22 protein-coding genes are annotated in these 26,492 nt (G+C 56.8%); 13 read left to right on the top strand and 9 right to left on the bottom strand.

The window, feature by feature from the left end:
• The 5 genes from FHC51_RS17715 to dbpA all read left to right on the top strand — a co-directional run.
• The coding region (locus tag FHC51_RS17715; RefSeq protein WP_000851394.1) for an IS1 family transposase at positions 1 to 98 on the top strand (98 nt) is incomplete at its 5' end.
• Between the two features lie 91 nt (positions 99 to 189).
• Positions 190 to 1,317, top strand: coding sequence for a methyl-accepting chemotaxis protein (locus FHC51_RS17710; RefSeq protein WP_220436238.1), 1,128 nt, complete (start codon positions 190 to 192; stop codon positions 1,315 to 1,317).
• A 156-nt stretch (positions 1,318 to 1,473) separates the two neighbouring features.
• The gene (gene zntB / locus FHC51_RS17705) at positions 1,474 to 2,457 is read left to right on the top strand and encodes a zinc transporter ZntB (RefSeq protein WP_103822182.1); all 984 of its coding nucleotides are present in this window, start codon (positions 1,474 to 1,476) and stop codon (positions 2,455 to 2,457) included.
• A gap of 282 nt (positions 2,458 to 2,739) precedes the next feature.
• Positions 2,740 to 2,916: a hypothetical protein gene (locus FHC51_RS23115; RefSeq protein ID WP_269776161.1), complete on the top strand. Its 177-nt coding sequence runs from the start codon at positions 2,740 to 2,742 to the stop codon at positions 2,914 to 2,916.
• A gap of 28 nt (positions 2,917 to 2,944) precedes the next feature.
• On the top strand, positions 2,945 to 4,318 hold the full coding sequence (gene dbpA, locus FHC51_RS17700) for an ATP-dependent RNA helicase DbpA (protein WP_220436237.1): 1,374 nt from the start codon (positions 2,945 to 2,947) through the stop codon (positions 4,316 to 4,318).
• A gap of 44 nt (positions 4,319 to 4,362) precedes the next feature.
• Here dbpA and ttcA read toward each other — a convergent pair whose 3' ends face one another.
• Entirely contained in the window at positions 4,363 to 5,298 is a 936-nt protein-coding gene (ttcA, locus tag FHC51_RS17695; protein WP_103822179.1) for a tRNA 2-thiocytidine(32) synthetase TtcA, read from the bottom strand.
• A 246-nt stretch (positions 5,299 to 5,544) separates the two neighbouring features.
• Between ttcA and FHC51_RS23020 the strand changes: the two genes are divergently transcribed.
• From FHC51_RS23020 to FHC51_RS17685, 3 genes are all read left to right on the top strand, one after another.
• Positions 5,545 to 5,622 (top strand): hypothetical protein, encoded by a 78-nt coding sequence (locus FHC51_RS23020; protein WP_225759512.1) that lies wholly within the window; start codon positions 5,545 to 5,547, stop codon positions 5,620 to 5,622.
• A gap of 238 nt (positions 5,623 to 5,860) precedes the next feature.
• Complete coding sequence (locus FHC51_RS17690; protein ID WP_103822178.1) at positions 5,861 to 6,367, top strand: hypothetical protein; 507 nt, start codon at positions 5,861 to 5,863, stop codon at positions 6,365 to 6,367.
• An 82-nt stretch (positions 6,368 to 6,449) separates the two neighbouring features.
• Positions 6,450 to 6,872 (top strand): GFA family protein, encoded by a 423-nt coding sequence (locus FHC51_RS17685; protein ID WP_103822177.1) that lies wholly within the window; start codon positions 6,450 to 6,452, stop codon positions 6,870 to 6,872.
• 183 nt (positions 6,873 to 7,055) lie between these two features.
• Here FHC51_RS17685 and ompC read toward each other — a convergent pair whose 3' ends face one another.
• Together ompC and nifJ are read right to left on the bottom strand one after the other, a co-directional pair.
• Positions 7,056 to 8,171, bottom strand: coding sequence for a porin OmpC (gene ompC, locus FHC51_RS17680; RefSeq protein ID WP_220436236.1), 1,116 nt, complete (start codon positions 8,169 to 8,171; stop codon positions 7,056 to 7,058).
• 400 nt (positions 8,172 to 8,571) lie between these two features.
• Positions 8,572 to 12,096 carry a pyruvate:ferredoxin (flavodoxin) oxidoreductase gene (gene nifJ / locus FHC51_RS17675; RefSeq protein WP_220436235.1) on the bottom strand — a complete coding sequence of 1,175 codons (3,525 nt, stop codon included), beginning with the start codon at positions 12,094 to 12,096 and terminating at the stop codon, positions 8,572 to 8,574.
• A 267-nt stretch (positions 12,097 to 12,363) separates the two neighbouring features.
• On the opposite strand from nifJ, the gene FHC51_RS17670 reads away from it, so the two are divergent.
• Positions 12,364 to 12,630 (top strand): DUF333 domain-containing protein, encoded by a 267-nt coding sequence (locus tag FHC51_RS17670; RefSeq protein ID WP_103179824.1) that lies wholly within the window; start codon positions 12,364 to 12,366, stop codon positions 12,628 to 12,630.
• Here FHC51_RS17670 and hslJ read toward each other — a convergent pair whose 3' ends face one another.
• Complete coding sequence (gene hslJ / locus FHC51_RS17665) at positions 12,631 to 13,044, bottom strand: heat shock protein HslJ (protein ID WP_156238990.1); 414 nt, start codon at positions 13,042 to 13,044, stop codon at positions 12,631 to 12,633.
• 547 nt (positions 13,045 to 13,591) lie between these two features.
• The gene (locus FHC51_RS17660; protein ID WP_220436234.1) at positions 13,592 to 14,581 is read right to left on the bottom strand and encodes a 2-hydroxyacid dehydrogenase; all 990 of its coding nucleotides are present in this window, start codon (positions 14,579 to 14,581) and stop codon (positions 13,592 to 13,594) included.
• A gap of 209 nt (positions 14,582 to 14,790) precedes the next feature.
• Between FHC51_RS17660 and FHC51_RS17655 the strand changes: the two genes are divergently transcribed.
• The 3 genes from FHC51_RS17655 to FHC51_RS17645 are packed head-to-tail and all read left to right on the top strand — an operon-like array spanning position 14,791 to position 17,946.
• Positions 14,791 to 17,430 (top strand): YdbH family protein, encoded by a 2,640-nt coding sequence (locus FHC51_RS17655; RefSeq protein WP_220436233.1) that lies wholly within the window; start codon positions 14,791 to 14,793, stop codon positions 17,428 to 17,430.
• Positions 17,427 to 17,618, top strand: coding sequence for a YnbE family lipoprotein (locus FHC51_RS17650; protein WP_039028506.1), 192 nt, complete (start codon positions 17,427 to 17,429; stop codon positions 17,616 to 17,618). Before FHC51_RS17655 ends, FHC51_RS17650 begins: the two co-directional genes overlap by 4 nt.
• A gap of 7 nt (positions 17,619 to 17,625) precedes the next feature.
• The gene (locus tag FHC51_RS17645) at positions 17,626 to 17,946 is read left to right on the top strand and encodes a YdbL family protein (RefSeq protein WP_220436232.1); all 321 of its coding nucleotides are present in this window, start codon (positions 17,626 to 17,628) and stop codon (positions 17,944 to 17,946) included.
• Here FHC51_RS17645 and feaR read toward each other — a convergent pair whose 3' ends face one another.
• Positions 17,947 to 18,855: a transcriptional regulator FeaR gene (gene feaR / locus FHC51_RS17640; RefSeq protein ID WP_220436231.1), complete on the bottom strand. Its 909-nt coding sequence runs from the start codon at positions 18,853 to 18,855 to the stop codon at positions 17,947 to 17,949.
• Positions 18,856 to 19,091: 236 nt separating this feature from the next.
• Here feaR and FHC51_RS17635 point away from each other — a divergent pair, with 236 nt between their 5' ends.
• Positions 19,092 to 20,591 (top strand): aldehyde dehydrogenase family protein, encoded by a 1,500-nt coding sequence (locus FHC51_RS17635; RefSeq protein ID WP_220436230.1) that lies wholly within the window; start codon positions 19,092 to 19,094, stop codon positions 20,589 to 20,591.
• 124 nt (positions 20,592 to 20,715) lie between these two features.
• On the opposite strand, the gene FHC51_RS17630 is transcribed toward FHC51_RS17635, so the two are convergent.
• The 3 genes from FHC51_RS17630 to tynA form a co-directional block, all read right to left on the bottom strand.
• Positions 20,716 to 21,765 carry a GGDEF domain-containing protein gene (locus FHC51_RS17630; RefSeq protein WP_220436724.1) on the bottom strand — a complete coding sequence of 350 codons (1,050 nt, stop codon included), beginning with the start codon at positions 21,763 to 21,765 and terminating at the stop codon, positions 20,716 to 20,718.
• A gap of 40 nt (positions 21,766 to 21,805) precedes the next feature.
• On the bottom strand, positions 21,806 to 23,782 hold the full coding sequence (locus FHC51_RS17625; protein WP_220436229.1) for an alkyl/aryl-sulfatase: 1,977 nt from the start codon (positions 23,780 to 23,782) through the stop codon (positions 21,806 to 21,808).
• A 315-nt stretch (positions 23,783 to 24,097) separates the two neighbouring features.
• On the bottom strand, positions 24,098 to 26,365 hold the full coding sequence (tynA, locus tag FHC51_RS17620) for a primary-amine oxidase (RefSeq protein WP_220436228.1): 2,268 nt from the start codon (positions 26,363 to 26,365) through the stop codon (positions 24,098 to 24,100).
• Between the last annotated feature and the right edge of the window lie 127 nt (positions 26,366 to 26,492).

Below are 26,492 nucleotides of genomic sequence, written 5' to 3'. Positions count from 1 at the left end.
TGGCAAGGCTGGGACGGAAGTCACTGTCGTTCTCAAAATCGGTGGAGCTGCATGACAAGGTCATCGGGCATTATCTGAACATAAAACACTATCAGTAAGTTGGAGTCATTACCCGAAATCAGAGTGAAAAAATAAAAACTGAATGCTATATAGTGGTTACCTTCTGAAAATACCGTTGTAGGATCTATTATGCTTAGAAATATAAGTGTGAGGACTTTTATTCTGAGTTATCTGCTGGTTGTGTTTCTTGTCATTGATGGCTTGGTTATATTTTTAGCACCGCAAACATCGTTGTTAATATTGCTAAACTCTCTATTTCTCGTCGCGTGGGTATTTCTGTGGGTTTACATGACGCAATATCTGGTCGCGCCAATCAATACCGTCAAGAGGAGTATCGAAGAGGTTATTTCGGGCAATCTGGGAGTGAGCATCCCTGAATTTGGTAATAATTGTGCAGGCCGGTTGATCCCGGGAATCAATACGTTGTCCAGCAATCTCGCTACGCTGGTGCGCGAGATCCGCTCTTCTTCTCATACCGCTATGACCCTGTCGGAACAGCTCGCCGCCCGCAGCACGGCGCTGGCTTCTAAAACCGAGCTACAGTCGGCGTCCCTGATTCAAACCTCCGCCAGCATGGAACAGATGGCCGTCACCACCAAAAATACAGCGGATAACACCCGTCTGGCCAATGAGAAGGCCAGTGCCGCCACGCTTCAGGCAACAAAAGGCGGCGAGCTGATGGGGCAGGTTGCCAACAACATGCGCTCCATTACTGAGTGTACCCAGCAGATGACGGAGATCATCTCGCTGATTGATGGCATCGCCTTCCAGACCAATATTCTGGCGCTGAATGCTGCGGTTGAAGCCGCCCGCGCGGGCGATCATGGTAAAGGCTTCTCCGTCGTGGCGGGTGAGGTTCGTAGCCTGGCCCATCGCAGCGCCGAAGCAGCGAAAAATATCAAGTCACTCATCGATGTCACCAGCAGCAATGTCAGTCAGGGGGCGATGGTCGTCGCAGAGGCTGAAAAGAATATGCACGACATCGTCAGCGGTTCCGGGCAGGTCAGTAAGCTGATGGATGAGATCTCCACCTCTACCGACGAACAGGAGAGGGGGATCGCCCAGATCACCCAGGCGTTGAGTGACCTGGAGCAGGTGACCCAGAGTAACGTGGTGATGGTTGAAGAGCTGTCAGGTTCATCAGCGGTACTGAAAAATCAGGTCGTTGAACTGCAAACCCGTACCCGTAACTTCCGTCTGGAGCCGGCATCCACTGCGCCTCTGTACGACGGTGTAACCTTACCCGCACGTGCCTGATAATTAAGCCTGGCTCGCCAGGCTTTATCATGGGAGCAAACGGTACCGGATTAATCTCTTTTATGAATAAATTCAGCGCGATGCCGGGAGAAAATGTTGCTTAAGCTGGCAGGGTGGCTAGACTGACAGCAAAGAACAGCTACTGGCGGAGGCGCTGTGGAAGGCATAAAAGGATCGGAAGTTAACGTTCCTGACGCAGTATTTGCGTGGTTACTGGATGGTAAAGGCGGGGCACGGCCCCTCACCGACGACGATACTATCGATCAGCAGCATCCCTGTTGGCTGCACCTGAACTATACCCACCCGGAGAGCGCCCACTGGCTGGCCTCGACGCCCTTATTACCCAATAACGTGCGTGACGCCCTGGCCGGTGAGAGCCTGCGCCCTCGCGTCACCCGCATGGGCGAGGGGACGCTGATTACGCTGCGCTGCATTAACGGCAGCACCGATGAACGCCCGGACCAGCTGGTGGCGATGCGCCTCTATATGGACGAGCGGCTTATTGTCTCGACCCGGCAGCGCAAAGTCCTGGCGCTGGATGATGTCGTCGGCGATTTAAAAGAGGGCAGCGGCCCGCAAGATTGTGGGGGCTGGCTGGTGGACGTCTGCGACGCGCTGACCGATCACGCCAGCGAGTTTATCGAAGAGTTGCACGATAAGATTATCGATCTGGAAGATAATCTCATCGACCAGCAAATCCCACCCCGCGGTTTTCTGGCGTTATTAAGAAAGCAGCTGATTGTGATGCGCCGCTATATGGCACCTCAGCGGGATGTCTATGCCCGGCTGGCGAGCGAACGGTTCCCCTGGATGAGTGACGATCATCGCCGCAGGATGCAGGATATCGCCGAGCGCCTGGGACGCGGGCTGGATGAAATTGATGCCTGCATCGCACGAACGGGGGTCATGACCGATGAAATTTCCCAGGTGATGCAGGAGTCGCTCTCCCGCAGAACCTACACCATGTCGCTGATGGCGATGGTCTTTTTGCCCAGCACCTTCCTGACAGGTCTGTTTGGCGTCAACCTGGGAGGGATCCCCGGCGGCGATTTCCGCTTCGGCTTCTCACTGTTTTGCATCATGTTAGTCGTTTTGATTGGTGGTGTTGCATGGTGGTTGCATCGCAGTAAATGGTTGTAAATTTACATTTTTTCGTCGCCATGAATTTCTTAAAACGCCATTTTAATTGAGCGAAGTCAAAAAACGATTTACCCATAAGGTGCAATATCTCTCCCGCAGGTGAATGCAACGTCAAGCGATGGGCGTTGCGCTCCATATTGTCTTACTTCCTTTTTTGAATTACTGCATAGCAAAATTGATTCGTACGACGCCGACTTAAATAAGTCGGCTTTTTTTTGCCTGCAACTCAGCAGCGTCTACCCTAAAAGAGAGATTCCCGTTCTTCTGGAGGGTTATATGGCCATGCTTTTATCACTGCTGCTGCAACCCCTGCGGCAATCGGACCCGGTGCCTACTGATCCGGTGCCGGTTCCCGATCCGATTCCACGCCCACAGCCGATGCCGGATCCACCACCGGATGAAGTGCCGATTAAAATGTCGCATCAGAGGCGGAGATCTGCGAGGATACGCGCCTGCTGACTGTGAGTCTTTTACCGCGAGAATAACTGTGACTGCTTTTTCAACGCTGAACGTACTGCCTGCCGCCCAACTCGATAACCTGAACGAGTTGGGTTATCTGACCATGACCCCTGTACAAGCTGCCGCGCTGCCAGCGATCCTGGAAGGACGCGACGTCCGTGTGCAGGCCAAAACCGGCAGTGGTAAAACGGCTGCCTTCGGTCTTGGGCTGTTACAGCAGATTGATGCCACGCTGTTTCAGACGCAGTCGCTGGTACTTTGCCCGACGCGCGAGCTGGCGGATCAGGTCGCAGGAGAGTTACGTCGCCTGGCGCGTTTTCTGCCGAACACCAAAATTTTGACCCTCTGCGGCGGGCAGCCGTTCGGCGCCCAGCGTGACTCTTTGCAGCATGCCCCGCATATCATCGTCGCTACGCCGGGCCGTCTGCTCGACCATCTGCAGAAAGGCACCGTCTCGCTTGATGCACTGCAAACCCTGGTGCTGGATGAAGCCGACCGGATGCTCGACATGGGCTTTAGCGATGCCATTGATGAAGTGACTCGCTTTGCGCCGCCAACGCGCCAGACGTTGCTCTTCTCCGCCACCTGGCCGGAGGCGATTGCCGCCATCAGCGGACGCGTGCAGCAAAATCCGCTCACCATTGAAATTGATTCTGTGGACGCGCTGCCCGCCATTGAACAGCAGTTCTTCGATACCACCCAGCGGGGCAAAATCCCGCTGCTGCAAAAACTGCTCAGCATTCACCAGCCTGCCTCCTGCGTGGTGTTCTGTAACACCAAAAAGGATTGCCAGGCGGTATGCGATGCGCTGGCCGAGGCCGGACAGAGCGCCCTGGCGCTGCATGGCGATCTTGAGCAGCGCGACCGCGACCAGACCCTGGTACGTTTTGCCAACGGCAGCGCCCGCGTGCTGGTTGCCACCGACGTCGCCGCCCGCGGCCTGGACATTAAATCCCTGGAGCTGGTGGTGAACTTTGAGCTGGCCTGGGATCCGGAGGTGCATGTTCACCGTATTGGCCGTACCGCGCGAGCCGGTAACAGCGGCCTGGCGATCAGCTTCTGCGCGCCAGAAGAGGCACAGCGCGCCAATATTCTGGCAGAGATGCTGCAAATCAAACTGAACTGGGTTGATGCCCCGACAAACGTCACCATTACGCCACTGGCGGCAGAGATGGCAACGCTCTGTATCGACGGCGGTAAAAAAGCCAAAATGCGTCCCGGCGATGTACTGGGAGCGCTGACTGGTGATATCGGCCTGGACGGTGCAGACATTGGTAAAATCGCAGTGCATCCGGCGCATGTATATGTGGCGGTGCGTCAGTCTGTCGCGCAGAAAGCGTGGAAACAGTTACAAAACGGCAAGATCAAAGGCAAAAGCTGCCGGGTTCGTCTGCTGAAATAAGCGGGCGGGAAGCGTCTCAGCATGCATGCTGAGACGCTTAAAAATCATTTCACTTCGATAACGTTCAGGCGCATCTCATCGAGCTGGGTATCATCCTCTTCTGGCTGCCAACCCGCCGGTTTCATCGGGATCTCTTCGCGGTCAAACGCCAGATCGCCGCCGTTTACCACTTCAGAACCGTGCTGAATTCCTTTGAAATCAAACAGGTTGATATCACAGAGGTGCGAAGGCACCACGTTCTGCATCGCGCTGAACATGGTTTCGATCCGGCCTGGATAGCGCTTATCCCAGTCACGCAGCATGTCGGCAATCACCTGACGCTGCAGGTTTGGCTGTGAGCCGCACAGGTTGCATGGAATGATCGGGAAGGCTTTGGCCTCGGCAAAACGTTCGATATCTTTTTCGCGGCAGTAGGCGAGCGGGCGGATCACAATGTGCTTCCCGTCGTCGCTCATCAGCTTCGGTGGCATACCCTTCATTTTGCCGCCGTAGAACATGTTCAGGAACAGCGTCTGTAAAATGTCATCGCGGTGGTGGCCCAGGGCAATCTTGGTTGCACCCAGCTCGGTCGCGGTACGGTAAAGAATGCCGCGGCGCAGGCGGGAGCAGAGCGAGCAGGTGGTTTTCCCTTCCGGGATCTTCTCTTTAACGATGCCGTAGGTATTCTCTTCGACAATCTTGTACTCGACGCCCAGCTTCTCCAGATACTCCGGCAGGATATGCTCCGGGAAGCCCGGCTGCTTCTGATCCAGGTTGACGGCCACTAACGAGAAATTGACCGGCGCGCTTTGCTGAAGATTGCGCAAAATTTCGAGCAAGGTGTAGCTATCTTTGCCGCCAGACAGGCAGACCATGATGCGGTCGCCTTCTTCAATCATGTTGTAATCGGCAATGGCTTCACCCACATTGCGGCGAAGACGCTTCTGAAGTTTGTTGAGGTTATACTGTTCTTTCTTGGTAATATCTTGATTTTGCGACATTTAATAGTGGCTCAATTCGTTTGTGGCTAAAGCAGCTCAGGCGGCTCACCCATTAAGAAGGGGGGCAGCAGGTCAACATGAAAAAGTATGGCGTGTATGGTACGGATTACGGCGATGAATGTCAGCACGTTTTACAGCGCGTAATCACGCTGTTCCACACGGTTGGATTTTTGCCGTTTGCCGCTTGGCTCTATTTTGATAATCAACGCTATAGTAGTAGTCCATCCACAACAACGGGAGGTACTCATGCAGTATGTTGAAAAAGATGACCCGCGCGAGGCGCCGGAATCAGGTGATAAAAAACCTCAACCCGTCAAAAAATAGCTGACCGTGAGTTGTACCCGCGCCACCAGTATTAACTGGTGGCTTTTTTATCGCTTCTCCCCGGCACATACCTCCCCGACGTTGTCTCTGTGTAGCTCAGTAACTCGTACTGTATCTGTACCGCTCACTCACCATAAAGACGCATAGGCCATTAATAATTGACCCTGTACGATTGAGAAGTGGCAGGTAACAGAGACGATGGTGAGTAAAAACAGACTAATACGATGAGGTGATAACGATGGGCAAACAGTGGCAACTGATCGTGGGTATATTCATTTTGATCGCAGTGTCTTCATTCGCCCGGGCGAACACCACCGCAATGGGGCTGACGTTAGGCAAAACCACGCTACAGCAATTCATTAAAGCCTATCCCTCGTCCCTGCATGAAGGGCGCAGTAAGTGGAGCGACGGCGACATATTCTCTATTCCGAACCGGGAGCTGGGTCTGGAGGGAGTGAAAAACAACGCGGTGATCTTCAATAAGGGCGGCAAAATTACCGCGATTATGCTTGAGCTGGATAAGAGCCGTTTTGATGAAATCGAGAGTATGCTGGCGCATAAGTATGTGGTGGTGAAAAAACAGATCTCCTTCGCCGGTGATAAATACGCTAAATACCAGAATGATGAAGATTTAATCGAACTCGACGCCCCCTATTTATCATCCGTCATGAAGCTCACCTATTCAGAACAGATTTTTCAGGAGGCGTATCTGAAAAAAAGCGCGGAGGAATATATCCGGCGCTGACGGGGAGCCTGGCGTACACTTAGCCAGTATGCGGCGTGCCGTCACGCCGCCTGTGAGGCATGGTTAACGCAAGGAGCCTGTAATGGCGAATAGAGTTTCTGCTCAGTGTCACTGCGGCGCGGTCCGGTTCACCGTCGAGCTCTCTGACGGGTTCAACACCATCCGGCGCTGCAACTGCTCATACTGCCGGATGCGTGGGGCGATTGCGGTCTCCGCGCCATTATCTGGGATCACTATTATTCAGGGCGAGTCGCTGCTGACCGAGTACCGGTTCAACACCCAGACGGCGGCGCACTATTTCTGTTCGGTCTGTGGGATTTACACCTTCCACCAGCGGCGCTCAAATCCAAATCAGTATGGCGTCAACGTAGCCTGCATTGAAGGCGTCTCGCCGTTTGATTTCCCTGAAGTGTTGGTAATGGAAGGGCGCGTTCACCCTAACGATGGCGGAGGAGGCGTTGCTGGCGTGCTGAGCTATCGCGAAACGGGTACAGCAGAAAAGTAATCGCTGCCAGGTTCAGAAGGGCATATGCAACTATTCTTGTCTCACTTGTCTGAGCAGTGCAACAAAGCAGGTAATGACCCAATAGCAAATCAGAATATTGGAACACCAGACAGGAATAATAAAGAGGCTGGGAGTTTTGCCAATATAAATAGTTAGCCCGCGTCGTAACGCGGGCTAATTTCATCAGAACTGATAAACCAGACCTAATGCTACGATGTCATCGGTGCCGATGCCATTGTCTTTGTAGAACTGATCGTCTTCGTCCAACAGGTTAATTTTATAATCAACGTAGGTAGACATATTTTTGTTGAAGTAGTAAGTCGCACCCACTTCAGCATATTTAACCAGATCCTGATCGCCCTGACCGTTATCAAGATCTTTACCTTTAGATTGCAGGTAAGAGACTACCGGACGCAGGCCAGAATCGAACTGGTACTGAGCGGTAACTTCAAAGTTCTGGGTTTTGTCGGCTACAGTGTTTGCTTTTTTACCGTCACCATAAGGCGTCATGTTGCGAGTTTCAGAATACATTGCCGCCAGGTAGATGTTGTTGGCGTCATATTTCAGGCCGGTAGTCCAGGCATCCGCTTTGTCGCCGTGCGCAGTGGTATTGCTAACCTGGTCGTTGGTACGGTCAGAAGAGGCGTAGGCCGCTGCTGCGCTGAATCCCATGCCGAAGTCGTAAGAGGTAGAGATACCGAAGCCGTCACCGTTCTCATGACGCACGTCACGACCGTTGTTGGTGCCTTCGTTACCGTTACCTGCATCTTCGTTGTTGCCCTGGTACTGCAGGGCGAAATCCAGACCTTCAACCATGCCGAAGAAATCGTTATTACGGTAGGTCGCCACGCCGTTCGCACGGCCAGTCATGAAGTTGTCGGCTTTGGAGTAGGAGTCGCCGCCGAACTCTGGCAGCATATCGGTCCAGCCTTCCACGTCGTACAGCACGCCGTAGTTACGGCCATAGTCAAATGAACCGTAATCACCGAATTTCAGACCGGCAAACGCCAGACGGGTCCAGGACTGATTTTCAGAGCCTTCGGTATTATTGGCCTGGATATTATATTCCCACTGGCCGTAGCCGGTGAGCATATCGTTAATCTGCGTTTCGCCTTTAAAGCCCAGACGGACATAGGTCTGGTCGCCGTCCGCACTGCTGTCGTCAGAGAAATAATGCAGGCCGTCCACTTTACCGTACAGATCTAATTTATTGCCGTCATTATTATAAATCTCTGCTGCATTTGCTGCGCCAGCCATTAAAAGAGCTGGGATTATCAGAGCCAGTACTTTTCTTTGCATTGTGACTAATCCTTACGCTGTATTTTTATTTGAATGTTTTTAACTTTCCGCTGAACTTCCTGCGCTGGAAAGATGTCTCATGCTAAATCACTCTCTCTTTTAGCGATAAAACATAATTGTTACCAGGTAAGTAAAATCTAAAGGAATTACTGCCAGAGAAATGATGATGAATCTGGTGAATGTATTTAATTAACCCATATAAAACTAAAATTACTCTTTCTTCCCTAAAATCAGTACACTCGGCGGCGTTATATGCCTGTAGTTATTTTTCCGTTTATAGCATAAATAACTTTTAAATATATAAACTGTTATTTATTGCTGAACAGGAGCCGCCCGCCAGACACTTTCTGGCGGGCTTTTTTTATAGGTAAAGAAAAGCCCGGACAGGCCGGGCTTCGGGTTATTCGCTGGCCGACTTTTCGGCTTTCCCGGCAAGCTGCGCCAGGAAGTCATAGCGTTTTTGCAGATCGGCGGCGGCATCTTTCCACAACTGCTCAGCCACCTCGGGCTGCTGAGCGTTGAGGCGACGGAACCGCTGTTCCTGCATCAGCGTCTCTGCCAGCGCGTCTGACGGTGGGCGGGAGTCCAGCGCCAGTGGCAGTTTGCCCTCGTCGGCACGACGCGGATCAAAGCGGTAGAGCGGCCAGAAGCCGGTCGCGGTCAACTGGCGCATCTGATCGTGGCTCAGCGCCAGATCGTATCCGTGCTCTTCGCAAGGGCTGTAGGCAATAATCAGCGACGGCCCAGGGTAGGCTTCCGCCTCCTGGATCGCTTTCACCGTCTGGTTCAGCTGCGCCCCCAGCGAGATCTGCGCCACATAAACATGACCGTACATCATCATGCTAACGCCGAGGTCTTTACGCGCCTTGCGTTTGCCATGCTCGCCAAACTTGGTCACCGCCCCCAGAGGCGTCGCCTTCGACGCCTGGCCGCCGGTATTGGAGTAACACTGGGTATCCAGCACCAGTATGTTCACGTTCTCGGTCAGGCTGAGAACGTGATCGAGGCCGCCAAAGCCAATGTCATAGGCCCAGCCGTCACCGCCAATCAGCCAGATCGATTTCTCGACCAGCGCATCGGCATCGGTTAACAGCTCTTCTGCACCTTCCACGCCCGCCACAGCCTGACGCAGCTCGGCCACCTGCTTACGACGTACATCAGGTGTTGCCTCACTGTGCAGGGCGCTGTTCAGCTCCGCCGGGATCGCATCGGCGAACTGTTCCAGCAGACGCATCACCCGCACGCGGTGTTGATCCACCGTCAGGCGGAACCCGAGGCCAAACTCGGCATTATCTTCGAACAGCGAGTTCGCCCACGCCGGACCGCGCCCGTTGGCATCGGTGGTGTACGGCGTTGACGGCAGGTTGCCGCCATAGATCGACGAACAACCGGTGGCGTTGGCGATCAGCATCCGGTCGCCATACAGCTGGGTCAGCAGCTTGATGTACGGCGTCTCGCCGCAGCCGGAACAGGCGCCGGAGTACTCGAAGAGCGGGGTGATCAGCTGTGAGGTACGAATATCGATGCGCTCAAGGCTGTTGCGATCGATTTCCGGCAGGTCGAGGAAGTAGTCGTAATTCACTTTCTCCTCTTCCACATGCTCAAGGCGCGACATCATGTTGATGGCCTTGATCTCCGGGTTCTGCCTGTCTTTCGCCGGGCAAACCTCCACGCAGAGGTTACAGCCGGTGCAGTCTTCCGGGGCCACCTGCAGAACATATTTCTGACCGCGCATGTCGCGGGATTTTACATCCAGCGAGTGCAGGCTGGCCGGGGCAGCTTCCATGGCTTCAGGGGAGACCACTTTGGCGCGGATGGCTGAGTGCGGGCAGGCCGCCACACAGTGGTTACACTGGGTGCACAGCTCCTCTTTCCAGATTGGGATCGCTTCAGCGATATTGCGTTTTTCCCAGCGGGTGGTACCCATCGGCCAGGTGCCGTCCGGCGGCAGGGCGGAGACGGGGAGGGCATCGCCCAGACCGGCCAGCATCGCGGCGGTAACGGTTTTCACAAAGTCTGGTGCGGCGTCCGACACCACCGGCGGACGGTTCGGGCTGTGGGCGTTGACCGGCTGCAATGGCACTTCCGCCAGCGACTCCCGCGCCAGCGCCAGCGCCTGCCAGTTGCGCTCCACCAGCTCCTGACCTTTACTGCTGTAGCTTTTGGCGATGGCCCCCTGCAGCTCCATCAGGGCGCTGTCGCCGGGCAGGATGTGGGTCAGATGGAAAAAGGCCATCTGCATCACGGTGTTGATACGCGCCGCCAGGCCGCATTCACGGGCGATTTTCGCCGCATTAACGATCCAGAACTTCGCTTTTTTCTGGTTCAGCACCGCCTGCACTTCCTGCGGCAGGCGCGCCCAGGCCTCATCGGCGCTGTAAGGGGTATTGAGCAGGAAAATCCCGCCCGGTTTGAGGCGCTCGGCCATCTGATATTTGTCGATAAACTGTAGCTGGTGGCAGCCGACGAAATCGGCCTGCGACACCAGATATGCCGAACGGATCGGCTGTTCGCTGACGCGCAGGTGGGATACCGTCAGCCCCCCCGCTTTTTTCGAGTCATAGACGAAATAGCCCTGGGCATACCACGGCGTGGAGTTACCGATGATCTTGATGTTGTTCTTGGTCGCCGAGACGCTGCCATCGCTACCCAGCCCGTAAAAGAGGGCTTCCAGCTTCGCGGTAGACGGCAGGGTATTTTCCGGTAACGACAGCGACAGATTGGTCACATCGTCATAGATACCAACGGTAAAGCGCGGCTTCGGCTTCGCGGCGCTCAGCTCGTTAAAGATGGCCAGCACGCAATCCGGGCCAAACTCTTTCGACGACAGCCCGTAGCGTCCGCCAATCACCCGCGGCAACGTCTCGCGCTCGCCGCCATTAAAGGCTTCCGCCAGGGCGGTCATCACGTCCAGATAGAGCGGTTCGGCCTGCGCGCCGGGCTCTTTGGTGCGGTCCAGCACCGCCACAGATCGCGCGCTTTCCGGCAGCACCGCCAGCAGATGTTTAGCCGAGAACGGACGGTAGAGACGCACCTTCAGCACGCCCACCTTTTCGCCCCGGCGCAGCAGTTCATCCACCACCTCTTCACAGGTGCCGATGGCAGAACCCATGATAACGATGACGCGTTCTGCCTGCGGATGGCCGTAATACTCAAACGGCTTGTACTCACGCCCGGTGGCGGCGGCAAAGTCGGCCATCGCCTGGTCCACATGGTCATACACCGCGTCATACCACGGGTTGGTCGCCTCGCGGGACTGGAAGTAAGTATCCGGGTTAGCGGAGGTGCCGCGGATCACCGGGTGCTCCGGGTTCAGCGCCCGGGCGCGGTGGGCATCGATCTCCGCCTGCGGAAGGAGGGTGCGGATCGTCTCATCCGAGAGCGAGACAATCTTATTTATCTCGTGGGAGGTGCGGAAGCCGTCGAAGAAGTGGATAAACGGCACGCGGCTTTTCAGCGTCGCCATGTGTGAAATCAGCGCCAGATCCTGCGCCTCTTGCACGCTGCCGGAGCAGAGCAGGGCGCAACCGGTCTGGCGAACGGCCATGACGTCGGAGTGATCGCCAAAAATCGACAGGGCATGGGTGGCGATAGTGCGCGCCGCGACGTGCAGCACGAACGGCGTGAGTTGTCCCGCCAGTTTGTAGAGCGTCGGGATCATCAGCAGCAGACCCTGCGACGACGTAAACGAGGTGGAGAGCGCGCCGGTCTGCAGTGCGCCGTGAACGGTGGCAATCGCCCCGGCCTCCGACTGCATCTCAACCACGCGAGGGGTATCACCCCAGACGTTTTTCAGCCCGTTACCGGCCCAGGCATCAGCCTGTTCCGCCATGGTCGAGCTGGGTGTAATGGGGTAGATGGCGATCACTTCACTGGTGCGAAACGCGACGGACGCGACTGCGCCATTGCCGTCAATTGTTTGCATATGACACCCTTACATTGCGCAAAGAAAGAGGGACCCGTAACGCATCGGCGGGTCCTGTAATTATCTTGTGAGTTTAGCAAAGGGGCGCTGAAACGATTTTCGCTTTTGTGTCCTGCTTATTGACGCTACCAATGGCTCGATCAAACTTTTGCGTAAAAATAGCGAACAAAACGTTTTACAACACGGAAAATCGTGGTTTCGCTCTCGACGGACGCGGACGGGGTGCCTATTATGCATAGGTTTTGCAATTCAACGAGGGGAGAGATTATGCGCGCAGCATTTTGGGTTGGGTGTGCCGCTTTGTTACTGTCGGCCTGCAGCAATGAACCTGTACAGCAGGCAACCGCCGCGCACGTCGCGCCGGGGATGAAGGCGGCGATGTCCAGTTCCGGCCAGGCGAATTGCGCCATGATTGGCGGTTCGCTGTCCGTTGCGCGTCAGCTCGATGGCTCCGCCATCGGCATGTGTGCGCTGCCCAACGGCAAACGCTGCAGTGAACAGTCGCTTGCCGTAGGATCGTGCGGCAGTTACTGATTATTCTGCGCGTTTGAAGACCAACGTCGTCTCGGCCGTCGCCAGAGTTAATACATCTTCCGTCAGATCCACCTCTGTGCCGCTGCGCAGCATCGTTCCGATGGCGTGATCCAGTTCATTGAGCTGGGGTTCGGTGCAGAGCTTACGCGTCATGGCGAGATCGTTGACCTTCAGCTCGCCATCGGAGAGCTTGCCCTGGCCGCTGAAGCGGTTGCACATCACCCCTGAGACCGCCATTTTTTCGCCAAAGGTGATTTCCGGCGGCGTGGTGACCGGGGCGACGGCGGTGCCGTTGATGCTTTGCAGCACAAAGCGGTGCTGCTGGAGTTGTTCTTCCTGGACAGAGGCTTTCCCTGGGTTAACACAGCCTGTCAGCGCCATGCTGAGGAGTGTTACTGCAACGAGCGTTTTCATGTTTCTTCTCAATATATTCACTTCGTAAATAGCTAATGGATAGTGTATTGCGGGGGATGGGATTGTCTTGCGGGTTAATCTGAAATGTGGGGTTTAGGGTGTTGTAGGCCCGTGCAAGCGAAGCGCCGCCGGGCAATGCACGGAATAACATGTTGCGGTGGAGGTGGTTCCGTTCACCTTGCATTCGCTGCTTCTCTGTAAACCACGTCACCCGTGAACGTGTTAAGGGGGCTATCGCCGCCCCCTTAACAATCCCGGCTCCAGGCAAGAAAATCGCCGCTTCGCGGATTGTTCGCCCCATCCCTGGGGCTCACCCCTCCGGGGCCAGCGCAAGCGCTGTCCAAAATTGCTCCCGGCAATTTTGTCCTCAGCTTATTCCTTCAGGCTTTCGGGTCGGGCACCAGCCTGCATCCATGCAGGCTATGCCCTCTCGGCGCGTCCATGCGCCTCGCCCCGGCCTTCCGGAAACGCTTCGGCGATTTTCAGCCCGCTGTAGGCTAATTATTCCCTTAAGGATATGAGCTGCTTTAAGTTAAAGGCTCTTTCCTCAGAACAACGCGTTCGGGCAGGCTTCGCCTTTCTCCAGCTGACTCAGGTTACCCAGCGTCGTCTCCGAAATACTGATCAGCGCCTCGGCGGTCAGGAACGCCTGGTGGCCGGTGAATAGCACGTTGTGGCAGGCGGAAAGGCGGCGGAAGACGTCATCCTGAATCACATCGTTGGATTTGTCTTCAAAGAAGAGATCGCGTTCGTTCTCATAGACGTCCATCCCCAGCGCGCCGATTTTTTGCGTTTTCAGGGCTTCGATGGCGGCCTGAGAGTCAATCAGCCCACCGCGACTGGTGTTGATAATCATCACGCCATCTTTCATCTGGTCGAAGGCGCTCTGGTTCAGCAGATGGTAGTTGTCAGCGGTTAACGGGCAGTGCAGGGAGATCACGTCGGACTCTGCGTACAAAGTTGACAGGTCGACATACTCCACCCCCAGATCCAGCGCGGCGGCGCTTGGGTACGGGTCAAACGCCAGCAGGCGCATACCAAATCCTTTCAGGATCCGCAGGGCCGCTACGCCAATTTTACCGTTGCCGATCACCCCGGCGGTTTTGCCGTACATGGTAAAACCGGTCAGCCCTTCCAGGGAGAAGTTCGCATCACGGGTGCGTTGATAAGCACGGTGAATACGACGGTTTAAGGACATCATCATGCCGATGGCGTGTTCAGCTACCGCTTCCGGGGAGTAGGCCGGAACGCGCACCACCTGCAGACCCAGTTCTTTTGCCGCATCCAGATCCACGTTATTGAAGCCCGCGCAGCGCAGGGCGATGTACTTCACACCCTGTTTTTTCAGCTCTTCCAGCACCGGACGACTGCCATCGTCGTTAACGAAAATACAGACCGCGTCACACCCGTGGGCGGTTTTGGCTGTTTTTTCGTTAAGCAGAAAGTCGAAAAATTCAAGTTCGAAGCCATACTCCTCGTTAACGTGCTGCAGATACTTTTTGTCGTATTGCTTTGTACTGTATACCGCGAGTTTCATAAGACTTTCTCCAGTGTGTTTTCAATTACGGTAGCATGATTAAAATAATCTTACAATTTATAAAATTTTATTGAATTCAATAAGTTCTATGGATAATTATGTAGCAACTATCCTTAAAAGTGGCGTTCGCTTCAACTGATCGGCTAAACATGCCACAATATTCGATACTGTCGGCTAATTTTTTCGCTAAATCAGGATATTAACTGCCCATGAGGGGTACATACAAAGCCGCGATCGCGCTACTGCTTCTGATCGTCCTTTTGCCGCTGACGCTACTACTGACGCTGGCGCAGTGGGTGCCTACGCTTGCCGGGATCTGGCTCCCTGCCGGGACCCGCATCGCCTTTGAAGAAAGCCCGCGCCTGACCCGCAGCGCCCTGGTCATCCCCGATCTGCGCTATCTGGTGGAGGAGTGCGAAATCGCCCGCGTCAAAGACGCCACCCTCAGCCACCCAAGCCGCTGGAAAATCAACATCGGCGCGCTGGATCTCAACAGCGCCTGCCTGAGCAAAATCCCCGCCAGCGAACCCACGCCCGCCGCGCCGCGCACCCTGGCCGAATGGCAAGCCCTGCTACCCAATACCTGGCTTAACATCGACCGCCTGACGCTCTCCCCCTGGCAGGTGTGGGAGGGGAAATTAACCGCCTCGTTGACACCGACCCTGCAGGAAATTGTCTACCACGGGGATAAGTTTAGCCTGCGGGGAAAACTACGCGGGCGCTCGCTGACCGTAACCGATGTCACGCTTCACCTTCCTGATAATCCCCAGCCGGTAGAACTGGTCGGGGAATTTACCCTGCCGCTGGTGCCGGATGGCCTGCCGGTGCAGGGGCACACGGTGGCAACCTTTACCGTGCCACAGATCTCAACCCTTGTGGATGCCGAGCTTGAGTGGCAGGACAATCAGGGCCAACTGGTGATGATTGCCCGGGAGAGCGGCGAGCCGCTGCTGGATCTCCCCTGGCAGATCACCCCGCAACAGTTCACCATCAGCGACGGACGCTGGCGCTGGGTTCAGGCTGGTATTCCCCTGAGCGGACGGCTGGGGCTTAAGATCGATAACTGGCAACAGGGCACAGAGAAGGCTATCGTCAGCGGGCGAATGAACGTGCTGACCCAGGGCGATGCCGGGAAGGGCAACGCGGTGCTCACCTTTGGCCCCGGCAAGCTGAGCATGGACAACAGCGCCATGCCGATGCAGCTCACCGGCATTGCCAAACAGAACGACCTGACGCTGTATGCGAAGCTGCCCGCCACGCTGACCGGCAGCCTTGCCGATCCCCGGCTGGCATTTGCGCCGGGGGCGCTGCTGCGCTCCCGGGGGCGGATCATCGATTCCCTGAATATCGACGAGGTGCGCTGGCCGCTGGCTGGCGTAGCGCTCACCCTTAACGGCATCGACGGTCGCCTGCAGGCCATCTTACGCGCCCATGAACAGGAGATGGGGGATTTCACCCTGCACCTGGATGGCCGGGCGAGCAATTTCCTGCCGGACAACGGATTGTGGCAATGGCGCTACTGGGGCGAGGGCAACTTTACCCCGATGCAGGCCCGCTGGGACGTGGCGGGCAGGGGAGAGTGGCGCGACAGCGTGATTGAGCTGAGCGAGCTTTCCACCGGCTTCGATCAGCTGAAATATGGCACCCTGCATGCCAGCGCACCGCGCATGGTGCTTGAGCGCCCAATCCGCTGGCAGCGCGACTCTGCCGATCCGCACTTCAGCGGCGCGCTCTCCTTCGATGCCGAAGAGACCACTTTTACCGGTGGTAGCGCGTTACCCCCCTCAACGATCAAATTCAGTGTGGAAGGTCGCGATCCGACATTTTTCCAGTATAAGGGTACGCTCAACGCCAAAGCCATCGGCCCGGTGCAGCTGAACGGGCGCTGGGACGGGGAGCGTCTGCGCGGCCAGGCCTGGTGGCCGAAGCAATCCCTCACCGTCTTTCAGCCGCTGATCCCACCGGACTGGAAAATGACCCTCAGGGAGGGGGAGCTTTATGCCCAGGTGGCTTATTCCGCAGCGGCGGATCAGGGCTTTGAGGCCGGGGGCCACGGGGTGCTGAAGAGCGGCAGCGTCTGGATGCCGGACAACAAAATCAACGGGGTCGACTTTGTCCTGCCGTTCCGCTTCAGCCAGGGCACCTGGTCGCTGGGGACCCGCGGTCCGGTGACGTTGCGCATTGGCGAGGTGAAAAACCAGGTCACGGCGCGCAACATTACCGCCGATCTCCAGGGCGATTACCCCTGGAGCGAAGCCAATCCGCTGCTGCTGAGCGACGTCAGTGTGGATCTGTTGGGCGGCAAAGTGACCCTGCAGCAGCTGCGCATGCCCCAGCACGATGCGGCCCTGCTGCGGGTGCAGAATCTCTCCGCCAGCGAGCTTATCAGTGCGATAAATCCCAAACAGTTTGCCCTGTCCGGGCCGTTCAGCGGGGCGCTGCCCTTGTGGCTGGACAACGACAAGTGGATCATCAAAGATGGCTGGCTGACCAACGCGGGTCCGATGACGTTGCGTCTCGATAAAGAGACTGCCGATGCGCTGGTGAAAGAGAACGGGGCGGCAGGCGGCGCGATTAACTGGCTTCGCTATATGGAAATTTCGCAGTCGTGGACGAAACTCAATTTAGATAACCTGGGTGAATTAACCCTGGCGTCGACCTTGCGTGGCGCCAGCCGCGTGGAGGGCCAGACACAGGCCGTCAACCTCAACTATACCCATCAGGAGAACGTGTTTACCCTCTGGCGCAGCCTGCGTTTTGGCGACAATCTGCAGACGTGGCTGGAGGAGCACGCGGCACTACCGGATAACCGCTGTCCGACAGGCAAGGAATGTAAGGAACAACCATGAAAAAGCTGGCCGGTGGCTTCACCGCGATTGTGATACTGACGCTGACAGGCTGCACGCCGAGGATAGAAGTGGCGGCGTCGAAGGAGCCCATCACCATCAACATGAACGTCAAAATTGAACATGAAATCCACATCAAAGTGGATAAAGATGTGGAATCGCTGCTTAAATCGCGCAGCGATCTCTTCTGAGGCCGCCATGAGAAAATACTTCACGCTCATTCTGCTGACGCTGGGGCTCTGTGCGCCCGCGTTCGCCCTGACCCTCAACGAAGCCCGCACCGAGGGGCGCGTGGGGGAAACGCTGAGCGGGTATATCGCCCCGCGCAGCCAGGATCGCGAAACCCTGGCGCTGGTGGAGCAGATCAACAAGGCCCGCACCGAGAGTTATCAGCGACTTGCCGACAGCAATAACCTTCCGGTCGATGAGGTGGCGAAAATGGCCGGGAGCAAACTGGTTGCCCGCGCCCGCCCCGGAGAGTATGTCCAGGGCGTTAATGGCAAATGGTTACAGAAGTGATTAGCGGTGGCGTTTGCGGTATTCGCCAGGGGAGATCCCAAAGCGCTGCTTAAACGCGGTGGAGAAGTGGCTATGGTCGGTAAAGCCCCAGCTGTAGCCAATGCCCGCCAGCTTTTCGTCGTCACGGGCGCCACGTAGCATCTGCGCGCAGAGATCCAGCCGACGGTTCTTGATGTACTGCGCCACCACCAGCCCTTTCTCGGCAAACATCCGGTACAGGCTTCGCACCGACATCCCGCACTCCGCCGCAATCCACTCCGGGCGCAAATGTTCCGCCTGAATATTATCGTCGATGAGCGTCAGAACGTGGTTGAACTGGCGCGCCTTGCGCGGCTGAACGCTTTCACGCTGCTGCAATACCGGTCGCAGCAGACAGACCATTGCCTCCAGCGCGGCTTCGCTCTCGGTTTCACTCAATCGCGGATTGTTCATGCTCTCCTGCAGCAGACGATAGCTAAGCTGGACGGTAGGCAGACTGTGGGAGAGTTTTTGTGCGCAGCTTACCTCCTGAAAACGAAAGTGTTGCTCAAGGATCTGGCGCGGGAGCAACAAGGAGATCTGCCGGGATTTTTCCGGCCAGTAGATCGAGCAGGGGCGGGAGGCGTCGATCAGGGTGATATCCCCCGCGTTGAGCATAATTTGCCGGTCGTCCTGCTCCAGTCCCGCTTCACCTTCCAGCTGAAAGACAGTGTAGAACCAGGCATCGTTACTGGTCTTAATCTCCTGGCGGGTACGAAACAGGTTCACGCCGCCAGCGGTGACGGTGCTGAGCTTCAGGTTGCCGGTCCAGGTGGAGTCCAGCTCGCCGTAAAACTCGCCGCTCATGGGCCGGGCCGCAAAACTTCCGCAAGCCTGATTAATCTGCGCCAGCCACTGCTGATAATTGTCCGTTTCCTTTGCACTCGCCATCGTCTGACCTGCTACGTCGTGAATGTTTAAACATTGTTGCATTTATGTTTCTAATTACCCGTGACATGGGGCGAAATATAGGCAAGAACCTCGCGGTGGAACAGAGCGAAACGGCGTTATTGTCGCGTTTTGCGGAGCCTGTCACAGCCGACAAAGCGAATGTCACAGAGATAAAAGCGCACTGCGCAAACCCATCTTAGACTGCGATGACACCCTGCGAATAATAAGGAATCGCTATGTCTGATACACAGGTCGCAGTACTGCACAGCGTGCAGCAATTTCTGGATCGCCAACATGGCCTCTGGATCGAGGGACAACCGTCCGCCTCCGACAGCGAAAAGCGTCTGGATATCTTTAACCCGGCAACCGGGCAGGTGATTGCCTCGACCGCCGATGCCAGCGCGCAGGATGTCGACCGCGCGGTGATGTCCGGCTGGCGTGCCTTTGTCGCCCGCAGCTGGTCCGGCAAACTGCCGGCTGAGCGCGAACGTATTCTGCTGCGCTTCGCCGATCTGGTGGAGCAGCATACCGAGGAGCTGGCCCAGCTCGAAACCCTGGAGCAGGGTAAATCCATTAACATCTCCCGCGCCTTTGAAGTGGGCTGCACTCTGAACTGGATGCGCTACACCGCGGGGCTGACCACTAAAATCGCCGGTAAGACGCTGGACCTCTCCATTCCGATGCCGCAGGGAGCGCGCTATCAGGCGTGGACGCGCAAAGAGCCGATTGGCGTGGTGGCCGGGATCGTGCCGTGGAACTTCCCGCTGCTGATTGGCATGTGGAAAGTGATGCCCGCCCTGGCGGCAGGATGCTCTATCGTGATCAAACCGTCGGAAACCACGCCCCTGACCCTGCTGCGCGTGGCGGAACTGGCAACCGAGGCCGGGATCCCGGACGGCGTCTTTAACGTGGTGACCGGCAGCGGGGCGGTGTGTGGCGCCGCGTTGACCAACCATCCGCATATCGCCAAGGTGAGCTTTACCGGCTCGACCGCCACCGGGAAACAGATTGCGCGCGCCGCCGCCGATCGCCTGATGGGGGTGACGCTGGAGCTGGGCGGTAAAAACCCGGCAATTGTTCTGAAAGATGCCGATCCGGCATGGGTGATCGAAGGCCTGATGACCGGCAGCTTCCTGAACCAGGGCCAGGTGTGCGCCGCCAGCTCGCGTATTTACATTGAAGCGCCGCTGTTTGATACCGTGGTGAGTGGTTTTGAGCAGGCGGTGAAATCCCTGAGCGTCGGGCCGGGGATGTCCCAGGAGGCGCACATCAACCCGCTGGTTTCCCGCGCCCACTGCGACAAAGTGCAGACCTTCCTCGATGAAGCGCAGTCGCGCCAGGCGGAGCTAATCACCGGCAACCGCGGCCCGAACGATCAGGGTTACTACGTGTCACCGACGCTGGTGGTGAACCCGGACGCCAGCCTGCGTCTGACCCACGAAGAGGTGTTTGGTCCGGTGGTCAACCTGGTGCGCGTCGCTGACGGCGAAGAGGCGCTGCGCCTGGCGAACGATACCGAATATGGCCTGACCGCCAGCGTCTGGACGCAAAACATCAGTAAAGCGCTGGAGTACACCGACCGCCTGCAGGCGGGCACCGTGTGGGTGAACAGCCATACCCTGATCGACGCCAACCTGCCGTTTGGCGGGATGAAGCAGTCCGGCACAGGCCGTGATTTCGGTCCGGACTGGCTGGATGGCTGGTGCGAAACCAAATCGGTGTGCGTGCGCTACTGACGCCCGGCGGCGCTGCGCTTGCACGGGCCTACGGTCTGGTCGGTTTGCCGCACCGTACCGTAGGTCGGGTAAGGCGCAGCCGCCACCCGACATCAGACCGCACCGTGCCAACAAAACCGCACCCTTAGCAGGACCAGCGATTTCGTCCTGCATTTTTTGCCCGGTAGAGCGCGGCGTCGGCCTGGGCAATCACCTCGCTGGCCGTTTGACCGACGGTCATCCAGGCGATCCCCATGCTCACCGTGACGCTGTCGCTGACCGTTGAGGCAGCATGCGGAATAGCCGCAGCGCGCAGGCGCTCCTGAATGCGCGCCGCCACCTGTTCCGCCACTTTTTCCGTCGCATCAAACAGGATCAGCAGAAACTCCTCGCCACCGTAGCGTGAGACCACATCGTCCGGGCTGCGCACCACCTGTTTCAGCGCCTGCGCCACCGCCGCCAGACACTCATCCCCGGCCTGGTGTCCGTAACGATCGTTGTAGCGTTTGAACTCATCGACATCGAGCATAATCAGCGCAAAATCGTTCCCCTGTTTGACCGCGTTTTCCAGCACTGTCTCCATCGCCCGGCGATTAGCGGTGTCGGTGAGCGGATCCTTGTGCGCAAGGGCATCCAGCCGGGCAATCAGCGCCTGGTTCTGTTGATGGCGCAGCCAGGCCTCATCAAACCAACGTACTAAAATAAACCGCCCGTAAATCAGCACCACTGTGAAAATAAGCCACACCACGACGAAACGCAGGCTGATGCCCTGGTTCAGCACCAGGCTAGCAACCGGCATCGCCGCCCACAGCGGCAGCGCATAGCTCATCAGCCCAACCGGGAAAAAATAGAGCCCTGCCAGCGCCGTCAGGAGCAGGGTGGTGCAGAGCGGCCAGGCGAAGGGCAGTTTCAGGTGGGCGATAAACCAGACGGCGCAGCAGGCCCAGATCAGGCCTGCCAGCAGCAACAGCAGGCTCAGGCCGCGTTTTTTTTGCCAGACCAGCAGCAGGGAGAGGCTAAACAGAACGATGACCGCCAGCATCAGCCAATCGATCATCCGGGCGCTGAAGGCGTTCACCTGATACAGCGCGTCAATGCCGTCGAACAGCCCGTTACGCAATAACACCATCAGCGCAAAGCCGATGTTGACGAGCGCCAGCCACGGCATGCTAAGAGTCAGCCCGCGGGTGACCATATCCCTGCGGGCGAAAGGCTCCGCCCGCAGGTTGGTGGGTTTACGGTGTAACAATATTGAACCAGAACTCAAATTTATCCATATAGCCCAGCATGGTATCAAGTTTTGCTCCGTCACCGGTAACCTTCACCGCGCCACTCTCCTCAGCCTGTTTCAGGGTGGTCTCCTTGAGGATGATTTTATTCAGCGTGTCGCGGCTCAGGGTGATAGTGGCGTCGGCGTCGGTCGCTTCGGCATTAGCGGTGTGGTTCAGCACCCCGTTTTCCAGCTCGAGCTTGTACTTGCCGCCGTCGCTGCCGAGGTCGATGTTGAACACCGATTTCGCGGTCCCGGCTTTTTCACCGTTAATGTGCACCGCCAGATAGTCGAAGAACATTTCCGGGGTCATCGCCCGCACCGTATCCGGACTGGCGGTGTTCGGGGTCGGCCCTTTCACTACGCCGTTACGCAGCTCCTGCGCACCGGTAAGATAGAAGTTACGCCATGGGCCCGACTCCGCCTGATAGCCTAACTGCTCAAGCGCATCCGCTTCCAGATTACGGGCCGCCTGGTTGTTCGGATCGGCAAACACCACCTTGCTCACCACCTGCGCCACCCAGCGATAGTTACCCTGGTCGAAGTCAGTTTTGGCCTTCTGTAGAATGGCGTCGGCGCCGCCCATGTAGTCTACATATTTCTTCGCAGCCTCTTCCGGCGGCAGCTCATCCAGGGTCGCCGGGTTGCCGTCGAACCAGCCGAGATAGAGCACGTAGGTGGCCTTCACGTCGTGACTTACCGACCCGTAGTAGCCCCGGTTGGCCCAGGTGTGCGCCAGCGAATCCGGCAGCTTGAAGTTCGCCGCGATTTCGTCCCGGGTCATGCCCTGGTTCGCCATGCGCAGGGTCTGGTCGTTAATGTAACGGTACAGGTCACGCTGGCTCTTCAGCAGTTTATTGACGTTTTCATTACCCCAGGTCGGCCAGTGGTGCTGAGCCATCAGCACTTCGGCTTTATCACCCCAACGTACAATGGCTTCGTTGATATATTTTGACCACGGCAGCGGCTCGCGGATCTTCGCCCCGCGCAGGGAGTAGGTGTTATGCAGGGTGTGGGTGACATCCTCGGCGGATTCGATCAGTTTTTTCTCTTCGATGTACCAGAGCATTTCTGACGGCGCTTCCGAGCCTGGTGCCAGCATAAAGTCATAGGTCAGGCCGTCGATGGTCTCCTTCTGGCCATCTTTTTCGATGATATTGGTCGGCGCAAGCAGGGTTACGGTCCCGGCGGAGGTTGTGGTGCCAAGCCCGGCGCCCACCTGACCTTTAGGATCCGGTTTCAGCAGGTTGCCGTACATATAGCTGGCGCGGCGGCTCATCACGTTCCCGGCCATAATGTTTTCTGCCACGGCGGCTTCCATAAAGCCGGCCGGGGCGTAGATTTTGACTTTCCCGGCTTTGACATCAGCCTCATCCACCACGCCGCGCACGCCGCCGTAGTGGTCAACGTGGCTGTGGGTGTAGATCACCGCCACCACCGGTTTCTGCCCGCGGTTTTTGTAGTAGAGATCCATCCCGACTTTTGCCGTTTCAGCAGAGACCAGCGGGTCGACCACGGTGATACCGGTCGCTCCTTCGATAATGGTCATGTTCGACAGATCGAGGTTACGGATTTGATAGACCCCATCCGTGACCTCAAACAGGCCGCTAATATTAATCAGCTGCGCCTGACGCCACAGGCTGGGGTTGACGGTATCCGGCGCTTTATCGCCCTCTTTAATAAAGGCGTACTGCTGCGGATCCCAGACCACATTGCCCTGTTCGCCTCTGATCACCTCGGTGGGAAGCGCGGCGATAAAGCCTCTATGGGCATCGGTGAAATCGGCATTGTCGGAGAAGGGCAGCTGGCTGAAGAGGGCATTATTGGCTTGCTGAGTGGCGGCGGCGGTCTCTTTTGGCGCTTCTGCGGCAAATGCAGGGGTGCCAGCAGAAATAAAAACGCCTGCAAGCGCAAGACTTCTTGCTATCAAGTTGAATCTCATCCTAAAAACCTCTCAATGTTCATACAACGACGTAAGGGAGAACTTCGCGTGATGTCCATAAAAAACGTTTTAAGAAAGGCAACCCGGACGGCATGGGTATGATTAACTATAAGCAAGGAAAGCTGTTCAGAAAATAAACTACTTAAACTAAATTGAATGGCTGTTTAGGTCAGGTAAGCGCAGCGCCACCCGACAATGCCCGGCGGCGCTGCGCTTGCACGGGCCTACGGTCCCGTAGGTCGGGTAAGGCGCAGCCGCCACCCGACAACAAACCGCACAGACAATAAAAAGCCGGGCAATATGCCCGGCTGTTTATCACTGCCCCTCTTTCTTCTTGCCCAGCGACGGCGTCTCGTCGAAGAAGTTCCACGGTTTGAGCAGGGCATGCACCCACTCGGTTGGCATAATCGGCCACTCTTCGGCGCGGGCCACGTGGGTGGTACCGGTGGTGATCCACACCACGTTATCCTGGTTATTCAGCGACTCGTTATCCTTGCTGAACTGGCCCAGCCCCTGGTCATGGGAGGAACGGTTCGGGAATTTGCCCTCCGGGTACATCTCGTTCGGATGGTAGCGGGTCACCCACAACTGTTTATCCATAAAGCTCAGGCGGTGATAGATCCACTCATCCGGAGCGAATTTCGCGCCGGTTGCCACCGGGTGCGTACCGCCCGCATAAGGGATGATCTGGTAAGAGATCGGGTTGCCCATGCGGTTCTCTTTGCTGGTGTTGCTCAGCAGACGAATGGTGCCCGGGTCAAATTTCTGTGCCGCCTGCTGCTCGCTGTCGATGTTGTACTGGTTAACCTGCATGGTACTGGTGCGCGGGCCGCCTGCGGTGTTCGGTTTTACCTCCGGATCCATCGCCACCAGGCTGTTGTTGGTGCCATCCACATCCAGATCCAGACGGAAGTTATAGATGTGCTGGTGGGTGGTGCCGACAATGTTGTGGTCAATCAGGGTGCCGTACTTCGTATCCTCTTTCGCGCTCGGGTCATGCATGGTTTTCGCCATCACGCCTTTCACCGCTTCGATACCGGTCGCCCCGGCATCGATGCCGATGGTGCCGTTTTCGTGGAAGATCCAGTCGAAGATGTAGTCATAGTTGCCCACGGTGCTGATCCAGCGCACCACCAGCTCGCGGCGTTCGGTGCTGACGTTCGGCTGATTCATCTCCTGGTGCTTATACTCCGGCCCGGCGTAGCGTTCAAAAATCGCCATCGCCCGCGGGATCTCCATCGGCGCACCGGTGTAGTCCGGGATGGTCTGATTCAGCAGCACGGCGTTGGAGGGCACATCTTTACCGCGCACCAGCGGCGAGGTGAGGGTGCCCATGCCGTAGTCGCCGGAATCCAGATAGGCTTTGAAGTACCAGCCCACGTCCGGGTCGCCGTAAGGAACGATCATCCCGCCCAGCGATCCCTCGTACATCACCTGGCGTTTTTTGCCGTTGTCGTTAAAGGTGACGGTGGAGATGATCGGCCCGACGCGGGAGTCGAGGCTCAGGTGGAAATCCCAGTTCTGCCAGTGGATCATATTGCCGGTAATGGTGTAGTTCTTGCCTTCCGGCTCCACAATCTCCAGCGGTTTGTGCACCACCGGTTCGCGGTCGCGGCCATCATACGGGCGGGACTGCATCGGCACCGGCACGACAGCGCCTTCTTCAATTTTGACGATCTTCTTCTCGATCAGGTCGACCACCGCCACCAGGTTCTCAATCGGGTGCGCCCAGTAGTTGCCATCGCCGGTATCCAGGTAGCTCACCACTTTCAGCAGGCGATCTTCCTGCTTCAGACCATCCTTACCGTCAAAGTAGCCGACCGTCAGCGGGGTGGTCATCACCTTTGCCGGGTCGTTGATGCCGCGTTTTTTCAGCGCCTCGGCATACTCCGGGCTGCCGGTGACGATCTTCTGCACCGCCATAAAGTCATCCAGCAGTACCATGCCGTGGGCGTCTTTGATCGGCTCCCAGTGCAGGATTTTTTTGTCCTGCAGATCTACCAGCGCTTCAACGATAAATTTGCCGTCCAGCAGGGTGATATTGGCCTGACGCGGCGCATCCACCGCCGTGCCGTTCAGCACGAAATCCCACACTTTGGCTTTGTCCGGCTCGGCCAGCGCGATCTGCGTGAAGCGGGTATTCGGTTTAAAGTCCGGCGAGGCTTTCACAATCTTGACGGCCTCTTTGATCTCATCCGCGGAGAGGGCGTTCAGCGGGTGCGGGGTTTTCTCCACCTGGAAGGTCTGGTCAAGGCCGGACTGGAACACATCGTTAACAAAGGTATCGGCGATCCAGGCCTTATTGTCTTTCATCACCACCGGCGCCTGTAGGGTCAGCGGTTTGCCGTTGACCATAGCGGTCGTGGCGCCCGGCTTCACTTTGATGAAGGCCCCGTCTTTGCTGATGGTGAACATCTGGGCGTAGTCGTCCCATTTCACATCAGCGCCAAACTCGGTCAGGGTTTTATCCATTTCGACCATATGTGCTGCACCACCGTGCGCCAGCACCTGGCCGGAAAAGAGACAGGCAACGGCCAACGCCAGCGCCGTTTTACGTGGAGAAAAAATGGAGGAGCTTCCCATGATTAACCTCTGTTGTATGTGTTGTTATCCACTCGGGACCGCTGTTCTGCGCGCGGTTTATTCATTGCCAACATAGCAATAACGCGTTAAGTACCGTTTGCCTGCATTTGCCAGATGTTTTGTCAGA

The organism is Leclercia sp. EC_58, from assembly GCF_019584355.1.
GTDB lineage: Bacteria > Pseudomonadota > Gammaproteobacteria > Enterobacterales > Enterobacteriaceae > Enterobacter.
The sequence above is the reverse complement of the archived record's forward strand: the minus strand, read 5'-3'. Positions and strand labels throughout refer to the sequence as shown.

Excerpts from the sequence above, each read along its gene's own strand:
- FHC51_RS23020 (WP_225759512.1), top strand. The coding sequence starts at position 5,545 with ATGCAGTATGTTGAAAAAGATGACCCGCGCGAGGCGCCGGAATCAGGT.
- nifJ (WP_220436235.1), bottom strand. The coding sequence starts at position 12,096 with ATGCAAACAATTGACGGCAATGGCGCAGTCGCGTCCGTCGCGTTTCGC.
- FHC51_RS17710 (WP_220436238.1), top strand. The coding sequence starts at position 190 with ATGCTTAGAAATATAAGTGTGAGGACTTTTATTCTGAGTTATCTGCTG.
- FHC51_RS17650 (WP_039028506.1), top strand. The coding sequence starts at position 17,427 with ATGAAAAAGCTGGCCGGTGGCTTCACCGCGATTGTGATACTGACGCTG.
- FHC51_RS17670 (WP_103179824.1), top strand. The coding sequence starts at position 12,364 with ATGCGCGCAGCATTTTGGGTTGGGTGTGCCGCTTTGTTACTGTCGGCC.
- FHC51_RS17645 (WP_220436232.1), top strand. The coding sequence starts at position 17,626 with ATGAGAAAATACTTCACGCTCATTCTGCTGACGCTGGGGCTCTGTGCG.
- FHC51_RS17635 (WP_220436230.1), top strand. The coding sequence starts at position 19,092 with ATGTCTGATACACAGGTCGCAGTACTGCACAGCGTGCAGCAATTTCTG.
- feaR (WP_220436231.1), bottom strand. The coding sequence starts at position 18,855 with ATGGCGAGTGCAAAGGAAACGGACAATTATCAGCAGTGGCTGGCGCAG.
- tynA (WP_220436228.1), bottom strand. The coding sequence starts at position 26,365 with ATGGGAAGCTCCTCCATTTTTTCTCCACGTAAAACGGCGCTGGCGTTG.
- FHC51_RS17625 (WP_220436229.1), bottom strand. The coding sequence starts at position 23,782 with ATGAGATTCAACTTGATAGCAAGAAGTCTTGCGCTTGCAGGCGTTTTT.
- FHC51_RS17660 (WP_220436234.1), bottom strand. The coding sequence starts at position 14,581 with ATGAAACTCGCGGTATACAGTACAAAGCAATACGACAAAAAGTATCTG.
- FHC51_RS23115 (WP_269776161.1), top strand. The coding sequence starts at position 2,740 with ATGCTTTTATCACTGCTGCTGCAACCCCTGCGGCAATCGGACCCGGTG.
- ttcA (WP_103822179.1), bottom strand. The coding sequence starts at position 5,298 with ATGTCGCAAAATCAAGATATTACCAAGAAAGAACAGTATAACCTCAAC.
- FHC51_RS17630 (WP_220436724.1), bottom strand. The coding sequence starts at position 21,765 with ATGGTCACCCGCGGGCTGACTCTTAGCATGCCGTGGCTGGCGCTCGTC.
- FHC51_RS17685 (WP_103822177.1), top strand. The coding sequence starts at position 6,450 with ATGGCGAATAGAGTTTCTGCTCAGTGTCACTGCGGCGCGGTCCGGTTC.
- FHC51_RS17690 (WP_103822178.1), top strand. The coding sequence starts at position 5,861 with ATGGGCAAACAGTGGCAACTGATCGTGGGTATATTCATTTTGATCGCA.
- FHC51_RS17655 (WP_220436233.1), top strand. The coding sequence starts at position 14,791 with ATGAGGGGTACATACAAAGCCGCGATCGCGCTACTGCTTCTGATCGTC.
- ompC (WP_220436236.1), bottom strand. The coding sequence starts at position 8,171 with ATGCAAAGAAAAGTACTGGCTCTGATAATCCCAGCTCTTTTAATGGCT.
- hslJ (WP_156238990.1), bottom strand. The coding sequence starts at position 13,044 with ATGAAAACGCTCGTTGCAGTAACACTCCTCAGCATGGCGCTGACAGGC.